Genomic DNA, 18,357 nt, shown 5'->3' with positions numbered 1-18,357 from the left:
TGCGGTGGAGGGGGGCAGGGTTCTTGCGGTGCGGAGGCGTTCGGGGTTCGTGCCGTGCGGGGGTCAGGAGTGGAACGGCAGCCCGGCGTCGGCCACCAGGTCCAGGTCGTCGGTGTCCTCGGCGGGCAGCAGGGTGGCCGTGCCGTCGGTGACCGGTACGACGCCCAGCTCGGACAGTTCGGCCAGGGCGGCGTTGCCGGCCAGGTCGCGGACCTGGAGCTGGTAGCGGGCGGTGGTGCGGTAGGTGCCGCCGTTGTCGTCGCCGGTGCGCTGCAGGAAGCCGGAGTCGGTGAGGAAGGCCAGGGCCTTGGCGACGATGCCGGTGGTGGAGGCGGCGGGGCGGCGGGCGTCCTTGGTGGCGCCGGTGGCGCTGCGCCGGGCCCAGATCCGCCAGGCGGCCTCCAGGCCGGGCGCGTCGGTAACCGGGTCGGTGTTCTCGCCCTGCTCCTCGGCGCGCTCCTCCAGGCGGCGGCAGGCCTGCCGGACGAAGGCGTCGACGCCGTTGACGGTGACCCGGCCGATGTAGGAGTCGTCGGCGAGGTCCTCGGGGCGCGGGAACGCCAGGGCGGCCACGGCGAGATGGGCGAGGCCGTGCAGGAAGCGGTCGCCGGAGTCGGCGGCGGTGCGGCGCGCGTAGTCGCCCATGCGGACGGCGAAGACCGAGTCCTCGGCGGCGGTGACGGCCATGCCCGCGCGCGGGGACACCTCCAGCACGACGAGTCCCAGTCCGGCGGCGACGGCGTCGGCGAGCCGGGCGAAGGCCGGGTCCTCGCGGTAGCGGCGCAGCAGTTCGGTGTACTCCTGGTCGCGGGCGGGCGCCAGCTTGGGCTGGAGTCCGAAGGCGACGAGCCGCGCCGCGTCGGCGGCGTCGGCGGGGGTGACGGCGGTGGACGCCGGCGGGGCGGGTGTCTCCGCCTCGCTCCACTCGACGTGCTCGGTCACGGGTTGGGCTCCTTGTCGCGGTGGTGCTCGGTCATGCTGCTTCCGTCCGGTCGGCCGCCATCCCGGCGGCGTCCAGCAGGGCCGTTCCCACGATGAGGTCGGCCCCGCCGAATTCGGGGTCGTCCAGCTCGGTCCCGTCGTCCACGGCGAACAGCAGCTTCTCCTCGCCCTGCCGGTAGGCGGTGCCGACGGCGGGGCTGGCCGCGTGGACCGCGAGCAGCGCCACCAGGTAGGCGAGGTCGGGGTCGCCGGTGCGGCGGGCCTCGGCGAGCAGCCCGGACAGTCTCCTGGGCGCGTCCGGCGGCAGGTCCAGCAGGTCCGTCGCGGCGGCGAGCTGTTCCTCGCTGAACCGGCTGTCGTCGGGCGTGGCGATCAGGTCGGGCTCGGGCATCTCCGCGCCCAGGTGCTCCCGTTCCACCGGCGGGGTCAGCAGGATGTCGACGAGGTCGCCGACCCGGACGGACACCGGGGTGCGCGGTCCGGTGCCGCGCGCGAAGAACGCGTCGGTGACCCGGATCGCCCGCTCCAGCGGCAACGGCAGGACGGGGGCGACGAGATGGCCGTAGAGGTCTATCCCGGCCGTCGCCGCCGGGGTGGCGAAGGCCTGCCGGTCCTGTTCGGCGCGGAACAGCGGGCCGGCCTCCAGCAGGCGCGACTGGAGCTGGGTGTGGCGCCGGATGCAGTCCTTGACGATGTCGACCAGCTCGGCGGCGCGGCGCTTGTGCTCGGGCTCCTCGGTCTCGTCGCGGGCCTTGCGGATGTTGGTGAGGATGGCGTTCTCGTGGCGGTATCGCTCGGCCACGTGGTCCAGGGCCTCGGCGATCATGTCGGGGACGGTGTTGAGCCAGTCGACCGCGCGGACGTTGCGCCGGGTGGCGTCCAGGGCGCGGCGCAGCGACTCGGAGTACTGCACCGTGCGGTAGCGGGCCTGTTCGGCGGCGAGCTGGGCGTCGGCCAGCCGGCCGCGGCTGATCAGCACCTCCAGCTTGACCTCGGCGGCGATCTGGGCGCTGGTGACGTCCGTGTCGAGGGCGCCGACCAGGACGTTGACCGCCTCGTCCGTGGTGCGCAGGTACACCGTGCCGCCGGGGCCGGGGACCTCCTCGATCAGCTTGAAGTCGTAGTCGCGGCGGACGTAGGTGCCGTCCGGCGCGAAGGTGCCGTAGACCGCGCGGAAGCCGCGGTCCACGCTGCCGACGTTGATCAGGTTCTCCAGGACCCAGCGGGCCACGCGCTCGTGTTCCGCGGTGGGCCGGTGCGGTGCCTGGGCGGCGATGCGCGGGACCAGCCGGGCGATGACCTGTTCGTGGTCGGCGCCCGTGTCGAAGTCCATGTTCAGCGTGACCAGGTCGATGGCGGCCAGGGCCACCTCGGACATCCCGTAGACCGAGTACTCGCCGGCCAGGTTGGCCTTGCGCGCGTCCAGGTCGTGCAGCGGAGCGGTGCAGGCGAGCGCGCGCAGCCGACGCGCCAGCCCCTCGTCGGCGGCCGGGCCCTGCGCCGGGCGCGGCCCCGCGCTGAGCTGGGGCGGAACACTGTCCGTCGATGCAGGCGAAGTCACGGTGCACAGACTAGGTCCTGGGTCTGACATCGACCCAAACGGCTCAGAAGCGACGGCCGTCACAGAGGCGGAAGAGAGCCTGCCACACCGGCCGTGTCGCTCAGGCGGAGCCGGTCGCGTCTCTCCGGCGGAGCCGATGGCGTCGCTCAGGAGAGGCTAGCCGTGTCCTCGCCCACGCGGCGCCGGTAGACCTCGACGACCCGTTCCAGGGAGTCCGCGAGGTACGTCTCCAGGAGCCGTTCCGCGCCTTTCGTGTCGCCGGCCTGGAGCGCCCGCAGGATCCCGGCGTTGCGGGCGAGGTAGGGCTCGTGCAGCCCGCGCGGGTCGTCCACCACGTGGAAGGCCAGGCGCAGCTCGGCGAAGACGCTGCGCATCAGCTCGTCGGTGCGTTCGCTGCCGGCCAGGGCGACCAGTTCCCGGTGGAAGTGGATGTTGGCCGTACCCACGCCTTTCCAGTCGTTCTCCGCGGTGGCCGTGTGCGCTTCCTCGACCGCCGCGACCAGTCCGCCGAGCCGGTACGGCGGCGCGCCGAGGCCGCGGACGACGGCGCACTCGACCAGCGCACGCGTGCGGTAGATGTCCTCCACGTCCTCGACCGTCAGCACCCGGACGAAGACGCCCCGGTTGAGTTCGTGGATCAGCAGCCGCTCGTGGGTGAGCAGCCGGAACGCCTCGCGCAGGGTGTTGCGGGAGACGCCGAGGGCCCCGCCGATGCTGTCCTCCGACAGCCGGGTGCCGGGCGGGAAGTACCCCTCGGCTATGCGGCTCCTGAGGATGTCGGAGACCCGCTCCGCGGTGCTGGTACGGCCCAGGAGGACACGGTCGCCGGCCAGTCCCGTCAGCTGCTCTGCCATGCCCGGAATTCAAGCGCAGACATCAGAACGAAACAACATGGGTATTGAGGGATCGTTGAACGATCCTCTACGGTGCTCGACACGGCTCACTTCCCAGCACCCTCCGTCCCCTTCTGCGAGGTGCCCATGAGCACGACCCCACCGCCCCGGTCCGGACCCTCCCCCGACGTACGGTCGGCGCGAGGCGAACGGGCCGGTGAGGACGGCGCGTTCGGCTGGCTGCGCGCCCTCGGTCCGCGCGGCCGGCGCGCGTTCGCCGGGGCTTTCGGCGGCTACGCCCTGGATTCCTACGACTACTTCACCCTGCCGCTGAGCATGGTGGCGCTCGCGGCGTACTTCGGCCTCGACAGCGGCCAGACCGGGCTGTTCACGACGGTGACGCTGGTGGTCTCGGCGGTCGGCGGCGCCGTCGCCGGCGTGGTCGCGGACCGGGTCGGCCGGGTCCGGGCGCTGATGATCACGGTGGCGACGTACGCCGTGTTCACCGTCGCCTGCGGCTTCGCGCCCACCTACGAGACGCTCTTGGTCTTCCGTGCCCTCCAGGGCCTCGGCTTCGGCGGCGAGTGGGCGGTCGGGGCGATCCTGGTCGCCGAGTACGCGGGCGCGCGTCACCGGGGCCGCACGCTCGGCGCGGTCCAGAGTTCCTGGGCGGTCGGCTGGGGACTGGCGGCGGTGGTCTACACGCTGGTCTTCTCCTTCGTCGGCGAGGACCTGGCCTGGCGGGTGATGTTCTGGACCGGGGCGCTCCCGGCGCTGCTTGTCGTGTGGCTGCGCCGCCGGGTGCGCGACGCTCCCACGGCGACGGCGGCCCGGGAACAGGATCCGCGGCGCGGCTCGTTCGCGGAGGTCTTCCGCCCCGGCCGGGACGGCGTGCCGGGCCTGCTGCGCACCACGCTGCTGGCGAGCCTGCTGTCGACGGGCGTGCAGGGCGGCTACTACACGCTGGCGACCTGGGTGCCGACGTACCTGAAGTCGGAACGCGGCCTGTCGGTGGTGGGCACCGGCGGCTATCTGGCCTTCCTGATCTCGGGTGCCTTCCTCGGCTACCTGACCGGCGGGGTGCTGACCGACCGGCTGGGCCGGCGGAACAACATCTGGCTGTTCGCGCTGCTGTCGGCGCTGTGCATCCTGGCGTACGCGAACATCCCGCACGGCGCCGACACCCTGCTGCTGGTGCTCGGTTTCCCGCTGGGCTTCTGCATGTCGGCCATCTTCAGCGGTTTCGGCTCCTACCTGAGCGAGCTGTACCCGACGGCGGTGCGCGGCACCGGGCAGGGCTTCACGTACAACACGGGCCGTGCGGTGGGCGCGGTGTTCCCGACCCTGGTCGGGTTCCTCGCGGACAGCTGGGGCGTCGGCGGCGCGCTGGTCTTCGGCGCGATCGGCTACGGCGTCGCCGCGCTGGCCCTGCTGGGACTGCCCGAGACGCGCGGGAGGGAGCTGGCCTAGACGCGCGCGGCCGGAGCGCCGGCCCTACGAGAACCATCGCGGGCGAACACCGTACGGAACGGCCGGACGGGCGGCCCGCACGGGACGGGATACTGGAGAACGAGGACACCATGACCGCGATCGATCTGAACGCCGACCTCGGCGAGGGCTTCGGGCGCTGGCGGCTGACCGATGACGAGGCGCTGCTGTCCGTCGTCACCAGCGCCAACGTGGCCTGCGGCTTCCACGCGGGGGACGCGGCCACCATGCGCCATGTGTGCGAGCTGGCGGCCGAGCGCGGCGTGACGATCGGCGCGCAGGTCTCCTACCGGGACCTGGCCGGTTTCGGGCGGCGCGCGATGGACGTGCCCTCCGCCGAGCTGGCGGCCGAGGTGGCCTACCAGATCGGCGCCCTGGAGGTGTTCGCGCGGGCGGCGGGGGCGCGCGTGGCGTACGTCAAACCGCACGGCGCGCTCTACAACCGGGTGGTGCACGACGCCGAGCAGGCCCGCGCGGTGATCGACGGGGTGCGGCTCGCGGACCCCTCGCTGCCGGTGCTGGGCCTGCCCGGCTCGCGGTTGCTGGAGCTGGCCGCCGAGGCGGGGCTGCCGGCCGTTCCGGAGGCCTTCGCGGACCGCGCGTACACCGACGAGGGCACGCTGGTGCCGCGCGGCCGGGAGGGCGCCGTGGTGACCGACCCGGACACGGTCGTGGAGCGGTCGGTGAGCCTGGCGCGCTCCGGCGCGGTCATCGCGCACTCCGGCGCGCGGATCTCGGTGCGCGCCCGGTCGCTGTGCCTGCACGGCGACACGCCCGGCGCGGTGGGCCTGGCCCGCCGGGTGCGCGAGCGGCTGGTGGCGGCGGGCGTGCGGGTGGAGGCGTTCGCGTGAGGGCGCTTCCCGTGGGCGACGACGCGCTCCTCGTGGAGGTGTCGTCCGGAGAGGAGGCCCAGGCCCTGCACGCGATGCTGCTGCGCCGCCGCGCGGAGGGCTCGCTCACCGTGCGGGAGATCGTTCCCGCGGCCCGTACGGTCCTGCTCGACGGGCTGGCCGACCCGGACCGCTGGGCGGCGGAACTGACCGCCTCGCGGATACCGGAAGCGCCCTCCCGCGCGCGCGAGCTGATCGAACTGCCCGTGCGCTACGACGGACCGGACCTCGCGGAGGTCGCCGGGTACTGGGGAGTGACCGAGCGGGAGGCGGCCCGCATCCACGCCGGTACGGAGTTCACGGTGGCCTTCTGCGGCTTCGCCCCGGGCTTCGGCTACCTCACCGGCCTGCCGGACCGCTACGCCGTCCCGCGCCGCGCCACCCCGCGCACGGCGGTCCCCGCGGGCGCCGTCGCGCTCGCCGGGCCGTACACGGGCGTGTACCCGCGCTCCTCCCCCGGCGGCTGGCAGCTGATCGGCACCACGGACGCGGTGCTCTGGGACCACACGCGCACACCGGCCGCGCTGCTGACCCCGGGGGCGCGGGTGCGGTTCGTACCGCTGGGGGACGCGTGACGGGGAAAGGGCGGCAGGGGCGGCGGACGAGTGTCGTCCACGCGCGCGTGGACGGCGCGGGGACACGCACCGCCACCACGGGGGCCGGCGGGGTCGTCGCACCGGTGTGCGCCACGGCCGTTCCCGTGGCCCCCTGCGGGGAGGCGGGCGGATGAGCGACCGGTTCCTGGTCGTCGTACGCGCCGGGGCGCTGACGACCGTGCAGGACCTGGGGCGGCCGGGGTACGCGCAGCTCGGCGTGCCCCGCTCCGGGGCGCTCGATCCGCCCGCGGCGGCGCTGGTGAACCGGCTCGTCGGCAACCCGCCGGACGCCGCCGTCCTGGAGACCACGCTCACCGGCTGCGCGCTGCGCCCGCGATCCACGGTGACGGTCGCGGTCGGCGGCGCACCGGGTCCGGTGCGGGTGGGCGGTCGCCCGGCCGCGTGGGGTGCCCCCGTGGTGGTGCCGGCGGGCGAGCTGCTGGAGGTGGGCGCGGCCACGGCCGGAGTACGGGGCTATGTGGCCGTGTCCGGCGGCATCGCCGTGGAGCCGGTCCTGGGCAGCCGCGCCACCGACCTGCTGTCCGGCCTGGGTCCGGCCCCGCTCACGGACGGGACGGTGCTGCCGCTGGGCGTCCCGGCCGGGCCTCCCGCGCGCGTGGACGGCGCTCCGCAGCCGCGTCCGCCCGCCGAGCTGGTGCTCCGGGTGACCCTGGGGCCGCGCGACGACTGGTTCACGCCGGGCGCGGTCCGGGATCTCACCACGCGCGCGTACCGGGTCTCCTCGGCGAGCAACCGCATCGGTCTGCGCACCGAAGGGCCCGCGCTGGAGCGGGCCCGGCCCGGGGAACTGCCCAGCGAGGGGATGGTGCTGGGCGCCGTCCAGGTGCCGCCGGACGGGCGTCCGGTGGTCTTCCTCGCGGACCATCCGACCACCGGCGGCTACCCGGTGATCGCGGTGGTGCGCGCCGCCGACCTGCCGGCCGCCGCGCAGGCACCGCCGGGCACGCCGGTCAGGTTCGTCCCGGTACGCCGCCGCTGACCCCGGCCGCCCCCTCCGGCCCAACGGCCGGGACAGCACCGCCGGGAAGGCACCGACGGCTCCCTGCCGGTGGTCTCCCGCGCGGGGGTGGCGCACCGGAACGGTCTCCGGCCGGGCGGCGGACGGGACGCGCCCCGGGACCCGCCGCACAAGCGGACACCGAGCGGCGGACCAGAGCGGTCACCGACCGCCCGGTGGACAGGACGCGACCCCGGGGCCCGCCGCCCAAGCGGCCACCGGCCGCCCCGGCGCCGCGCCCCGGCCCGAAAAAGCGCGCGGCGCAGGCGGTCATGCCACGCCCTCAGGCTCCGGTTCCGGTTCCGGTTCCGGCCTCGGCACGGCGGGCCGGGCGTCGGCGCGGCGCGGCGCCTCCGTCGCGTCGTGGGCCGCGAGGAACGCCTCCACGGCCGCTCCCCAGCCGAAGCACTCCGCACGCGCGCGTGCCGCTTCCCGCCGCGCGGGTTCGGCGCGTGCCAGGAGCACTTCCACGGCGTCCGCGAACGTCTCCGGGCCGCCGGCCGCGCCGGCCCCGGCGGAGCCGATGACCTCGGGCAGCGCGGACAGGGCGCTCGCCACCACGGGCGTGCCGCACGCCAGGGCCTCCAGCGCGGCCAGGCCGAAGGTCTCGGCGGGCCCCGGCGCGAGGCACACGTCGGCGGACGCCTGGAGCGCGCCGAGGGCGGCCCGGTCGGACACGTGACCGAGGAAGGTCACCGGGAGCCCACGGGCGCGGGCGTGCCGCTCCAGCCGGGCCCGCAGCGGTCCGTCCCCGGCGACCACGAGCACCGCCCGCCGGCCGCGCCGCAGCAGCGCCTCCAGGGCGTCCAGGGCCATGCCGGGCCGCTTCTCCACGGACAGCCGGGAGGCCATCACGAGCAGCGTCTCGTCCACGCGCGCGTGGCGGGCCCGCAGCCCGGGGTCGCGCAGCGCGGGGTGGCGTTCCATCAGGTCGACGCCCAGGGGGGCGCGTACGACGTTGCGCGCGCCGACCCGGACGAACTCGCGCTCGGCGAAACCGGTGGTGCACACCACCCGTGAGTAGACGTGCGCGGTGCGGGTGTTGAGGGAGTCGGCGGCGCGCCGGGCGAGCGGTTCGGGCAGGCCCCAGGTGCGCAGGACGCCGTCGGCGGTCTCGTGGGAGACCATCACGGCGGGCACCCGCGCGCGCCGGGCCCAGCGGCCGGTCCAGCGCAGGGTGGTCCGGTCGGACACCTCCAGGCGGTCCGGGGCCAGCTCGGCCAGGAGCGCGGCCACCCGCCGCCGGTCGGTGAGGACCCGGTAGCCGCCGGTGCCGGGCAGCGGCGGGCCGGGCAGGGTGATGACCCGGCCCTGCTCGGTGTCGCGGTCGGTGTGCCGTTCGCCGGGCACGATCAGGACGGGTTCGTGGCCGGCGGCCAGGTAGCCCTTGCCGAGTTCGCGCAGGGCGGTGCGCAGGCCGCCGGAGGCGGGGGTGACGAAGTTGGCGAGGCGGACGATGCGCAGGGACGGGCCGGTCATGCCGCCACCACCGTCCGGCGGGCCGCGAGGACCTGGTCGTAGTGGTCGATCAGCTGGTCGCCGACGGCGGCCCAGGTGCGGCCCTCGACGCTCGCGCGGGCGGCGGCGCCGTAGGCGGCCCGCCGGGCGGGGTCGCCGGTCAGGGCGTGGACGGCCTCCCGGACGGCGGTGGCGTCGTGCGGCGGGACGAGCAGGCCGGTGCGGCCGTGGGCGACGAGGTCGAGCGGGCCGCCGGCGGCGGGCGCGACGACCGGCACCCCGCTGGCCATGGCCTCCTGGACGGTCTGGCAGAAGGTTTCGTAGGGGCCGGTGTGCACGAACAGGTCCAGCGAGGCGAAGATCCGGGCCAGTTCGCCGCCGGTGCGCCGGCCCAGGAAGACGGCGCCGGGCAGGGCCTCGGCGAGCTGGCCCCGGCTGGGTCCGTCGCCCACGACCACGAGCCGCACGCCGGGCAGCCCGCAGACCCCGGAGAGGAGTTCGACGTGCTTCTCGGGCGCGAGCCGGCCGACGTAGCCGACGATCCGTTCGCCGTGCGGGGCGAGTGCGCGGCGCAGCGCCTCGTCGCGGCGGTCCGGCCGGAACCGTACGGTGTCCACGCCGCGCGGCCACAGCGCCACCCGCGGTACGCCGTGCTCCTCCAGGTCGGACCGCGCGGCGCTGGAGGGGGCCAGGGTGCGGTCGGCGGCGGCGTGCACGGAGCGGATCCGCCGCCAGGCCGCGGCCTCTCCGGCGCCCATGTAGATGCGGGCGTATCCGGCCAGGTCGGTCTGGTAGACGGCGACGGCGGGGATGCCGAGCCGGGCCGCGGCGGCCATGCCCCGCACGCCGAGGACGAAGGGGCCGGCCAGGTGGACCACGTCGGGGCGGTGCGCGACCAGGGCGGCGGCGAGGCGCCGGCTGGGCAGGGCGACGCGGACCTGGGGGTAGCCGGGGAGCGGCAGCGAGGGCACCCGGACGACCTGGCAGGGGGCGTCCGGGTCCGGGCCGGTGCCGGGCGCCGGGGCGGGGGCGACGACGAGCGGGTGGTGACCGCGGTCTACGAGGTGCCGGGCGGTCTGCAGCGCGCAGTGGGCCACGCCGTTCACATCGGGGGGAAAGGACTCGGTCACGATGACGACACGCATACGGGTGTTGTCGCCGTGCCGGACGTGCCCACGTCAACTTCGATCTTTCCGCGCGGGGAACGTCGCATGAGCGTTGGGCGGCCCGCCGCACCCCCTCACGGCACCCCGCCCACAGCCCGGGCGGCCCGCACGACGCTCCGCCCCCGCAGGTCAGGCGGCCGTCACGGCGGCCTGGCCCGCGGGTCATACGGAGTTCACCCGCCGGGCGGACGTCCGCCCCGGCCGGGAACGCGAGCGAGGTCAGCCGAGGGCGGCGTCGGGCCCGAAGCGGCTGCGTACGGCGGTCTGCACCTCGGCCTCCTCGGCCGGGTCGACGGCCAGCCGGCGCAGGCGCTCCACGACCCGGGTGTCACCGGTCTCGGCGTGCCGGGCGGCGAGTTCGCGGGTGGTCTCCTCGCAGTCCCACAGGCACTCGACGGCGAAGCCGGCGGCGAAGGAGGGGTCGGTCGCGGCCAGCGCACGGGCGGCGCGGCCACGCAGGTGGGAGGAGGCCGTCTCGCGGTAGACGTGCCGCAGGACGGGGGCCGCGCAGCCGATGCCGAGGCGTCCGGCGCCGTCGACGAGGGTCCACAGGGTGGGCGCGTCGGGCCCCTCGCCGCGTACGGCCTCGCGCAGGGCGGCGAGGACGAGGTCGCGGTCGCGGGCACCGCCGCGGCAGGCGAGGATGCGGCCGGCGGCGGCGCCGAGCGCGTCGTGGCGCCGGACCCAGCCGCGCGCGCGGTCCACGGCGGCGACGCCGCGCATCCGTTCGAAGGCGTCGACGGCGGCGTCCACGACGACGGCGGTTCCGTCGGCGACCGCGGCCTCGATCAGTTCGAGGGCGTCGGGGTCCTCGCTGTCGGCGAGGTAGCGCAGGGCGGTGCAGCGGGCTCCGTCGTCGCCGTTCCTGGCGGCCTGGAGGATCTCGGGCCGGTCCTCGGGGCCGGCCACGGCGACCAGACAGCGGGCGGCGGGCACATGGAGGGCGGCGCCGCGCTCCATGCCCTGCTGGGCCCACTCGAAGACGGCGCGCACGCTCCAGCCGGGCCGGGGGCCGGTGGGGCGCAGCTGCCGCTGCCAGCGGTCGAAACAGCCGGCTTCCTGGGCGGCACGCACGCGTGCGGCGATCGACGGGCGCGGGTCCTCGGCCCACAGCCGCCAGGGCCGCGGTTCGAAGGCGTCGCGCACGGCGGCGGCCAGTTCGGCCTCGCCCTCGGGGTCGGTGGCGAAGCGGGCCAGGACGGGGGCGGCGAGGGCGCGCAGGCCCGCGTCGTCGTCCCGCAGGGCCAGCTCGTCGAGGGCCCAGGCCCAGTTGGAGCCGTGCGCGGCGTACCTGCGCAGCAGGTCGAGGGCGTCCCGCCGGCCGTAGGAGGCGAGGTGGCCGAGGACGGCGAGGGCCAGGCCGGTGCGGGACTCGTCGGTGTCGAGCACGTCCTCGGCGTCGAAGAGGTGCGCCTCCACGGCGTCGAGTCCGCCGTTCAGGTCGAGGTAGAGCCGGGCGTAGTAGAGGGAGCGGTTCTCCACCTGCCAGTCGTGGCGGGGGTCGCGCAGCACACAGTGGTTCAGGGCCGCGAGCGCTTCGGCGCGCGGGGCCGTCAGCGCGTGCAGCGTGCCGTCGCCACGGCCGCGCTGGAGCAGCCCGAGCAGGGTGCCGCTGGGCGCTATGACCGGATCGAACATGGGAAACAGCCTCACATCAAGCGTCGACGCAACCGGTGAACACGCGTTACCTGGCCGCGCGACACAACGTCGGAGCGTCCGCCGTTTCCTGCTTGCTGTAGACCATCTCTCTCTGCCTCTCGTCGGTGGCCCATGCGGGCCGCATCACGGCCCGCGCGGTGCGGCAACACCTGCCCAGCCATCGCGTCCGTGAATCACGTCGTCATGATGACCCGCGCCGTGTGCTGCCGCGACCGTATTTCCGGCGGCCCTGTACCGCCTCCCCCGTTTTCCGTGTCGTTGCTGGTCGACTACTCGGTTCAGCGCTCGCCGAACAGTTCCAGGAGCTCCGCCTTGCCGAACATCCGGGCCGTGTCGACGGCCGACGGCGTGCCCTCGGCGGGGTCGGCCCCGCCCTCCAGGAGGGCCTTGATCACCTCGGTCTCGCCCTTGAAGACGGCGCCCGCGAGCGGGGTCTGGCCCCGGTCGTTGATCTGGTCGGCGGCGGCGCCGCGGGCGAGCAGCGCGCGTACCGCGTCGGCGTGGCCGTGGTAGGCGGCGAGCATCACCAGGGAGTCGCCGCGGTCGTTGGTGAGGTTGGCGGGGACGCCCGCGTCGACATACGCCACGAGCGCCTCGGTCTGCCCCTGCCGGGCCAGATCGAAGATCTTGGTCGCCAGCTCCACGACCTCGGGGTCGGGGGCTTCACTCATGGCCGGACCGCCTCTCCATGCTGGTTGGGGGACTGCTCCGCTGATGCGGGGACTGCTTCGTACGAGTGAATCGCCAGCGTACTGGCTCTCGGGGCACATGACCCGATGTGCCCGAGGTAAAGATCACCGACGGGCCCCGCAGGAGGCAACAGCACTGGTCAAGCGGGCCGCAACCGCTTCCTCCGGGCGAGCGAAAACCGCCGTTTTTCACCCAGTTGCACCTTTAATCGTATGGATACATCCTGTGATCCTGGAAGAACTCATGGTGACTGTCCCCCACCTTCGACACCAGGAGGCCCCAAATGATCCTGTCCCTCTCAGGCGTGCTGCTGCTCGGCATCGTCGTCTTCCTGTTCTTCCGCAAGGACGGGCTGAAGGGCTCGCACGCCACGGTGTCGGCCCTGTTCGGTTTCTACCTGTCGACCACAGGCATCGCCCCGAGCATCAAAGCCGGAGGAGAGAGCCTGGCCAGCCTCCTGGGCGGCATCAAGTTCTGACCCCGCCCGTACCGCCCGCACGCATGATCAGGAGTCAGCAGTGGCCCGGCGCCCTCTCCCCCGCATTCTGAGCAAGGACAGCGCCCAGCTCGCGCGGATGCAGCTCGTCCGGAGCAGGGAACTGGCCCGGACGGCGGCCGACAGCGCCACCGACGTCCTCCATCCGCTGATCACCGTCTCGCGCGGGCTGCGTGTGCTGGCCTCGGCCGGCCGTCGCAGGTGGGCGGACACGCCCAAGGACAGACGCGGGCCGCTGCTGTTCCTCGCGGCCTCCGCGGTCATGGTCGTGGCCCTGATGCCGTACGGGCCGCTGCTCGCCGTCGTCACGGTGATGGCAGCGGCGGCCTGGCAGGGCCGCGACCGCACCCCGTCGGCGCCCGCGGGCCCCGACGCCTCCCAGACCGAACGCCTCAAGGCGCTCTACGACGCCCTGGTGCCGTACTTCTCCGCCCCCGAGGACCCCGCGCCGCTGTACGCGCACGGCGGGGAGTGGGAAGGGGCCTTCACCGCCTACGAGTTCGACGACGCCGGGCGCGTCGGCCACCTGGTGATCCGCTACCCCGCCTACTTCCCGGACGGCGAACCGGGGGCCCGCGCGCGGGTCGAGCAGCTGCTCACCGCCAAGGCCGGGCGGAACCGCGAGTACCACTTCGACTGGGACGAGGAGGGCAACCGGCTCACCGTGACCGTCCTCGCCCCGCTGCCCGCCGACATCCCCGCCCAGCCCTTCGTCACCGCGCCCGGCGAGACCGTCCTCGGCTACACCGACCCCAGCGAGGTCCAGCGCACGCTTCCCCTCTCCTATGGAGAGGAACGGATCGACGTCCCGCCGGTCGTCTGGCGCACCGGCATCCGCTCCACCGAGCCGCACCTGCTGGCCGTCGGCCACCCCGGCAGCGGCACGTCCACCCTGCTGCGCTCCATCGCCCTGCAGGCCCTGCGCCACGGCGACGTGCTGATCGTCGACGGCGGCGGCACCGGCGAGTACGCCTGCCTGACCGGCCGGGACGGCGTACTGGCCGTGGAGTGCGCGCTCGCCGGGGCGCTGGCCAGCCTGGAATGGGCGGCGCGGGAGACCGAGCGGCGGCTCATCGCGGTCAACCTGGCCCGGCAGGCGGGCGACCCGCCGCCCGCGGACACCCGGCGCCCGCTGTGGATCGTGCTGGACCGGCCCGCCGTCTTCACGCACCTCGCGGCGGCGGACGGGCGCAAGGACCCGCAGGCGCTGCTCCAGGTGCCGCTGCGGCACGGCCGCGCGGCGAACGTGACGGTGGTGGTCGCCGAGCAGTTCGACAGCGCGGAGACACTCGGCGACGCGGTACGGCAGCACACACGCGCGCGTGTCGTGCTGGGGGCCACCGCGCCGCAGCAGGTGGAGGCGGTGCTCGGGGCGGTGCCGCACACGACACCGCCGACGCGGGTGCCGCCCGGGCGGGGGTACGCCCGGCTGGGCTCCGGCCCGGTGCACCGGCTCCAGGTGCCGCGGACGCCCGACCCCTACGACGACGCCACGAGCGACGCCGACCGGCAGGCGGTGCTGGAGCTGCTGCCCGCACGGGCAGCCGCCATGGCGGCCGGGCGGGCCGACCTGGCGAAACCGGCGCCGGAGCAGACACCGGTGCCGGCGGAAGCCGGGGCGGCGAAAGCCGTGACGGCGGAGTCCTGACCCGGCCGGCGCCCGGGCACTCGCCCGGGGCGCGGGGAACCCGCCGACCCGCCGGCCGGGCTACGCCACGAACGTGCGCGGCGACTCCGCCGCCCCCGTCGCGCCCGACTTCACCAGGCCGGCCGCCGCGGCCAGCCGGGAGGCCGCCTCGTCCGCCACCGCTCCCCCGACGGTGAACGGAAGCCGCACATACCCCTCGAACGCGCCGTCGACGCCGAAGCGCGGCCCGGACGGGACCCGGACCCCCGTGCGCTCGCCGGCCTCCGCGAGGCGGGAGCCGGACAGGCCGCCGGCCCGGACCCAGAGGGTCAGCCCGCCGCGGGGCACCTCGAACTCCCAGTCGGGCAGCTCCCGGCGCACCGCCGCCACCAGGGCGTCCCGGTTCTCCCGGGCCTGTGCCCGGCGCAGCTCGACCGCCTGCTCCCAGCCGCCCGTGCTGAAGAGCCAGTTGACGGCCAGCTGCTCCAGCACCGGCGTGCCCAGGTCGGCGTACGCCCGCGCGGCGACCAGGCTGCGGACGACGTCCGGCGCCGCGCGTACCCAGCCGATGCGCATGCCCGCCCAGAACGCCTTGCTGGCCGAGCCGACGGTGATCACCGTGGAGCCCGCCGGGTCGAAGCCGCACACCGGCCGGGGCATGCCGTCCCGGACGTCCTCGTCGAGCCACAGCTCGCTCATCGTCTCGTCGGCGACGAGCACGGTGCCGGCCGAGCGCGCCGCGTCCACCAGCCGGCGCCGCTGGTCCTCGTCGGCGAGCGCCCCGGTGGGGTTGTGGAAGTCGGCGACGACATAGGCGATGCGCGGCGCGGCCTCGCGCAGGACCTGGCGCCAGCGGTCCATGTCCCAGCCGGACAGCCCCTCGGCCATCGCGACCGGGACCAGCCGGGCGCCCGCCTCCCGCATCAGCTGGAGGATGTTGGCGTAGGACGGCGACTCCACGGCGATGCGTTCGCCGCGGCCCCCGAAGAGATGGCAGATCGCGTCGATGGCGCCCATCGCGCCGGTCGTCACCATGATCTGCTCCGGCATGGTGGGGATCCCGCGCGCGGTGTAGCGCTCGGCGATCATCGAGCGCAGCGCGGGCAGCCCGGCCGGGTAGTCGCCGTGGGTGTGGGCGTACGGCGGCAGTTCCTCCAGGGCGCCCCGCACGGCCCGGGTGAGCCACGGCTCGGGCGCCGGGAGCGAGGCGCAGCCCAGGTCGATCATCGAGCCGAGGGCCTCCGGGGGCAGCGGTTCCAGGCCGCGCGCGGGGATCGGGTTGCCGGCCGGTACCGCGGTCCAGCTGCCGGCGCCGCGCCGGGACTCCAGGAAGCCCTCCCCGCGCAGCGCCTCGTAGGCCGCCGCGACGGTGGTGCGGCTGACGGCGAGGGCGAGGGCGAGCTCGCGTTCCGCGGGCAGGCGCGCGGCCACCGGGACGCGGCCCTCCAGGACGAGGAGGCGGATGCCGTCGGCGAGGGCGCGGTAGGCCGGGGGGCGACGGGTGCCCGGTCCGGCCGGACGGTCCTGCTGGGAGGTGAGGAGCCGGGCGAGCTGCGCGGCGCCCACCGCCGAGGTCCATTGCGCCATGAAGATCAGTCCACCTTCCCCAGATTGGCCATGGATGGCGAGGATCGCCGAGCCACAGAGTGACATGCGTCAGGCCACCGCCACCACCCAGGGGGGAATTTCCATGTCCACTGCCGGCTCCGCGCCCATCGTCGGCACACCCGCGTCCGGCCGGCGGCTCGGTCGGCGCCTGGTCCAGCTGTACGCGGGGCTCGTGCTCTACGGCGCGAGTTCCGCGCTGCTCGTGGCGGCCGGGCTGGGCCTGGAGCCGTGGAACGTGCTGCACCAGGGGCTCGAAGAACTGACCGGACTCAGCATCGGGGTGCTGTCGATGATCGTGGGCGCGGCGGTGCTGCTGCTGTGGATCCCGCTGCGGCAGCGGCCCGGGCTGGGCACGGTCTCCAACGTCTTCGTGGTCGGCCTGGCGATGGACGGCACCCTGGCGCTGCTCCCGGACGTCCGCTCCCTCGCCCTGCGCGTGCCCCTGCTCCTCGCCGGCATCGTCCTCAACGGCATGGCGACCGGTCTGTACATCGCGGCGCGCTTCGGTCCCGGCCCGCGCGACGGGCTGATGACCGGGCTGCACCGGCGCACGGGCCGGTCGATCCGGCTGATGCGGACGGCGGTGGAGGTCGCGGTGGTGGTGACCGGGTTCGTCCTGGGCGGCACCGTCGGGGTGGGCACCGTGCTGTACGCCGTGTCCATCGGCCCGCTGGCGCAGGTGTTCCTGCGCGGGTTCGCCGTTCCGTCGGCACCGGCGGGCAGCACGGTCGTCGCCGGCGGGACACCCGAGCGGGCGATACTGCGTCCGTGACCTTGACGACGCCCGCCCCGCGCCACCCGTACCTCGACCACCCCGGGCCGATCGCCTTCGCCCACCGGGGCGGCGCGGCCGACGGTCTGGAGAACACCGTGGCGCAGTTCCGGCGGGCGATGGAGCTGGGCTACCGGTACATCGAGACCGACGTGCACGCCACGGCGGACGGCCGGCTGGTCGCCTTCCACGACGACACGCTGGACCGGGTCACCGACGGCGCGGGCCGCATCGCCGACCTGCCGTGGGCGGAGGTACGGCAGGCGCGCGTGGCGGGCCGGGAACCGGTGCCGCTGTTCGAGGAACTGCTGGAGACCTTCCCCCGGGTGCGCTGGAACATCGACGTCAAGGCGGAACCGGCGCTGCGCCCCCTGCTGGAGCTGATCGAGCGCGCGAACGCCTGGGACCGGGTCTGCGTGGGCTCCTTCTCCGAGGCGCGGGTGCTGCGCGCGCGGCGGCTGGCCGGGCCCCGGCTCGCCACCTCGCTCGGCACGCGCGGGGTACTGGGCCTGCGGCTGCGCTCCTGGGGCCTGCCGGCCGCGGTGCGCCGGTCGGCCGTGGCCGCACAGGTGCCCGAGGTCCGGTCGGGCGTGCCGGTCGCCGACCGCCGCTTCGTCCGCGCCGCCCACGCGCGCGGACTCCAGGTGCACGTGTGGACGGTCAACGAGCCGGAGCGGATGCACCGGCTCCTGGACCTCGGGGTCGATGGCATCATGACGGATCACATCGGCACCTTGCGCGAGGTCATGGAGGAGCGCGGCGTCTGGGTCTGACCGCCCGGAACGCCTTCTTCCCGGCCTTCGCGAGAAGGGCCGGCGTCGGCGGTTTCCGCAAGCGATTTCGCACTCGGCGTGAAAGAGCGGTAGTGTACGCGTTTGGCCTGCCAGGCGTACCGTTACTGCGCGTCAAAGATGCCGAAACGCTGGGTGACATCTGCTAGCAGATGTGACAAACCGGGCGCCTGTGGGTAGAACAAGGGGCGGCTACGACGGCGACGCATGACCCGGAACGGGAATCTTTACCGCCGACCGGACGTTGACCGGATGACGACGACAGCGACACCTGTCCTGTGGGCGACAAGCCCGGGAGGCACGATTCATGAGTGAGCGAGCTCTTCGCGGTACGCGCCTCGTAGTGACCAGCTACGAGACGGACCGCGGCATCGACCTGGCCCCGCGCCAGGCCGTGGAGTACGCATGTGAGAAGGGGCACCGCTTCGAGATGCCCTTCTCTGTGGAGGCGGAGATCCCGCCGGAGTGGGAGTGCAAGGTCTGCGGTGCCCAGGCACTCCTGGTGGACGGCGACGGCCCTGAGGAGAAGAAGGCCAAGCCCGCGCGTACCCATTGGGACATGCTGATGGAGCGGCGCACCCGCGAGGAGCTCGAAGAGGTCCTCGAGGAGCGCCTCGCGGTGCTGCGTTCGGGCGCGATGAACATCGCGGTGCACCCCCGGGACAGCCGCAAGAGCGCCTAGTCCCCGCGCGGCTCGGCCGATACACAGCGCGACACACACGACGGCGGGCGCCGTACATGGAGACCATGTACGGCGCCCGC

General features: G+C 74.8%; 17 protein-coding genes. 9 read left to right on the top strand and 8 right to left on the bottom strand.

What is annotated here, in order from left to right; translation table 11 throughout:
- Nucleotides 1-63: 63 nt before the first annotated feature.
- From ACSURM_RS30395 to ACSURM_RS30385, 3 genes are all read right to left on the bottom strand, one after another.
- Nucleotides 64-942 (bottom strand): hypothetical protein, encoded by an 879-nt coding sequence (locus ACSURM_RS30395; RefSeq protein WP_436958969.1) that lies wholly within the window; start codon nt 940-942, stop codon nt 64-66.
- Nucleotides 943-973: 31 nt separating this feature from the next.
- Nucleotides 974-2,503: a hypothetical protein gene (locus ACSURM_RS30390; protein ID WP_436958967.1), complete on the bottom strand. Its 1,530-nt coding sequence runs from the start codon at nt 2,501-2,503 to the stop codon at nt 974-976.
- Nucleotides 2,504-2,649: 146 nt separating this feature from the next.
- The gene (locus tag ACSURM_RS30385; RefSeq protein ID WP_436958965.1) at nt 2,650-3,357 is read right to left on the bottom strand and encodes a GntR family transcriptional regulator; all 708 of its coding nucleotides are present in this window, start codon (nt 3,355-3,357) and stop codon (nt 2,650-2,652) included.
- Nucleotides 3,358-3,483: 126 nt separating this feature from the next.
- Here ACSURM_RS30385 and ACSURM_RS30380 point away from each other — a divergent pair, with 126 nt between their 5' ends.
- The 4 genes from ACSURM_RS30380 (at nt 3,484) to ACSURM_RS30365 (ending at nt 7,310) form a co-directional block, all read left to right on the top strand.
- Entirely contained in the window at nt 3,484-4,806 is a 1,323-nt protein-coding gene (locus ACSURM_RS30380; protein ID WP_436958964.1) for an MFS transporter, read from the top strand.
- A gap of 110 nt (nt 4,807-4,916) precedes the next feature.
- On the top strand, nt 4,917-5,675 hold the full coding sequence (locus ACSURM_RS30375) for a LamB/YcsF family protein (RefSeq protein ID WP_436958963.1): 759 nt from the start codon (nt 4,917-4,919) through the stop codon (nt 5,673-5,675).
- Complete coding sequence (locus ACSURM_RS30370; RefSeq protein WP_436958961.1) at nt 5,672-6,289, top strand: 5-oxoprolinase subunit B family protein; 618 nt, start codon at nt 5,672-5,674, stop codon at nt 6,287-6,289. The genes ACSURM_RS30375 and ACSURM_RS30370 overlap by 4 nt, the downstream gene beginning before the upstream one ends.
- A 151-nt stretch (nt 6,290-6,440) precedes the next feature.
- Nucleotides 6,441-7,310 (top strand): biotin-dependent carboxyltransferase family protein, encoded by an 870-nt coding sequence (locus ACSURM_RS30365; RefSeq protein ID WP_436958960.1) that lies wholly within the window; start codon nt 6,441-6,443, stop codon nt 7,308-7,310.
- A gap of 288 nt (nt 7,311-7,598) precedes the next feature.
- Here ACSURM_RS30365 and ACSURM_RS30360 read toward each other — a convergent pair whose 3' ends face one another.
- The 4 genes from ACSURM_RS30360 to ACSURM_RS30345 form a co-directional block, all read right to left on the bottom strand.
- Nucleotides 7,599-8,807: a glycosyltransferase gene (locus ACSURM_RS30360; RefSeq protein ID WP_436958959.1), complete on the bottom strand. Its 1,209-nt coding sequence runs from the start codon at nt 8,805-8,807 to the stop codon at nt 7,599-7,601.
- Nucleotides 8,804-9,931 carry a glycosyltransferase family 4 protein gene (locus ACSURM_RS30355; RefSeq protein ID WP_436958958.1) on the bottom strand — a complete coding sequence of 376 codons (1,128 nt, stop codon included), beginning with the start codon at nt 9,929-9,931 and terminating at the stop codon, nt 8,804-8,806. Before ACSURM_RS30355 ends, ACSURM_RS30360 begins: the two co-directional genes overlap by 4 nt.
- Before the next feature lie 240 nt (nt 9,932-10,171).
- On the bottom strand, nt 10,172-11,590 hold the full coding sequence (locus ACSURM_RS30350) for a HEAT repeat domain-containing protein (protein ID WP_436958957.1): 1,419 nt from the start codon (nt 11,588-11,590) through the stop codon (nt 10,172-10,174).
- A 299-nt stretch (nt 11,591-11,889) separates the two neighbouring features.
- Nucleotides 11,890-12,282, bottom strand: coding sequence for an ankyrin repeat domain-containing protein (locus tag ACSURM_RS30345; RefSeq protein WP_436958955.1), 393 nt, complete (start codon nt 12,280-12,282; stop codon nt 11,890-11,892).
- A 302-nt stretch (nt 12,283-12,584) separates the two neighbouring features.
- Between ACSURM_RS30345 and ACSURM_RS30340 the strand changes: the two genes are divergently transcribed.
- The gene (locus ACSURM_RS30340; RefSeq protein WP_030620070.1) at nt 12,585-12,779 is read left to right on the top strand and encodes a hypothetical protein; all 195 of its coding nucleotides are present in this window, start codon (nt 12,585-12,587) and stop codon (nt 12,777-12,779) included.
- Nucleotides 12,780-12,819: 40 nt separating this feature from the next.
- Nucleotides 12,820-14,445 (top strand): hypothetical protein, encoded by a 1,626-nt coding sequence (locus tag ACSURM_RS30335; RefSeq protein ID WP_436958954.1) that lies wholly within the window; start codon nt 12,820-12,822, stop codon nt 14,443-14,445.
- A gap of 60 nt (nt 14,446-14,505) precedes the next feature.
- Here the strand turns inward: ACSURM_RS30335 and ACSURM_RS30330 are convergent, their stop codons facing one another.
- Nucleotides 14,506-16,011, bottom strand: a complete 1,506-nt coding sequence (locus ACSURM_RS30330) for a PLP-dependent aminotransferase family protein (protein WP_436958953.1) — start codon at nt 16,009-16,011, stop codon at nt 14,506-14,508.
- A 103-nt stretch (nt 16,012-16,114) separates the two neighbouring features.
- Between ACSURM_RS30330 and ACSURM_RS30325 the strand changes: the two genes are divergently transcribed.
- From ACSURM_RS30325 to ACSURM_RS30315, 3 genes are all read left to right on the top strand, one after another.
- The gene (locus ACSURM_RS30325; RefSeq protein WP_436958952.1) at nt 16,115-16,804 is read left to right on the top strand and encodes a YczE/YyaS/YitT family protein; all 690 of its coding nucleotides are present in this window, start codon (nt 16,115-16,117) and stop codon (nt 16,802-16,804) included.
- Nucleotides 16,805-16,806: 2 nt separating this feature from the next.
- Nucleotides 16,807-17,577 carry a glycerophosphodiester phosphodiesterase gene (locus ACSURM_RS30320; protein ID WP_436961210.1) on the top strand — a complete coding sequence of 257 codons (771 nt, stop codon included), beginning with the start codon at nt 16,807-16,809 and terminating at the stop codon, nt 17,575-17,577.
- A gap of 325 nt (nt 17,578-17,902) precedes the next feature.
- Complete coding sequence (locus ACSURM_RS30315; protein WP_003977404.1) at nt 17,903-18,277, top strand: RNA polymerase-binding protein RbpA; 375 nt, start codon at nt 17,903-17,905, stop codon at nt 18,275-18,277.
- Nucleotides 18,278-18,357 lie beyond the last annotated feature (80 nt).

Source organism: Streptomyces sp. SudanB182_2057 (assembly GCF_964272715.1).
Lineage (GTDB): Bacteria > Actinomycetota > Actinomycetes > Streptomycetales > Streptomycetaceae > Streptomyces > Streptomyces rubradiris.
The sequence above is the reverse complement of the archived record's forward strand: the minus strand, read 5'-3'. Positions and strand labels throughout refer to the sequence as shown.

Coding starts and splice junctions, on each gene's coding strand:
- ACSURM_RS30385 (WP_436958965.1), bottom strand. CDS start 3,357: ATGGCAGAGCAGCTGACGGGACTGGCCGGCGACCGTGTCCTCCTGGGC.
- ACSURM_RS30380 (WP_436958964.1), top strand. CDS start 3,484: ATGAGCACGACCCCACCGCCCCGGTCCGGACCCTCCCCCGACGTACGG.
- ACSURM_RS30375 (WP_436958963.1), top strand. CDS start 4,917: ATGACCGCGATCGATCTGAACGCCGACCTCGGCGAGGGCTTCGGGCGC.
- ACSURM_RS30365 (WP_436958960.1), top strand. CDS start 6,441: ATGAGCGACCGGTTCCTGGTCGTCGTACGCGCCGGGGCGCTGACGACC.
- ACSURM_RS30360 (WP_436958959.1), bottom strand. CDS start 8,807: ATGACCGGCCCGTCCCTGCGCATCGTCCGCCTCGCCAACTTCGTCACC.
- ACSURM_RS30355 (WP_436958958.1), bottom strand. CDS start 9,931: ATGCGTGTCGTCATCGTGACCGAGTCCTTTCCCCCCGATGTGAACGGC.
- ACSURM_RS30350 (WP_436958957.1), bottom strand. CDS start 11,590: ATGTTCGATCCGGTCATAGCGCCCAGCGGCACCCTGCTCGGGCTGCTC.
- ACSURM_RS30345 (WP_436958955.1), bottom strand. CDS start 12,282: ATGAGTGAAGCCCCCGACCCCGAGGTCGTGGAGCTGGCGACCAAGATC.
- ACSURM_RS30340 (WP_030620070.1), top strand. CDS start 12,585: ATGATCCTGTCCCTCTCAGGCGTGCTGCTGCTCGGCATCGTCGTCTTC.
- ACSURM_RS30330 (WP_436958953.1), bottom strand. CDS start 16,011: ATGGCGCAATGGACCTCGGCGGTGGGCGCCGCGCAGCTCGCCCGGCTC.
- ACSURM_RS30325 (WP_436958952.1), top strand. CDS start 16,115: ATGTCCACTGCCGGCTCCGCGCCCATCGTCGGCACACCCGCGTCCGGC.
- ACSURM_RS30315 (WP_003977404.1), top strand. CDS start 17,903: ATGAGTGAGCGAGCTCTTCGCGGTACGCGCCTCGTAGTGACCAGCTAC.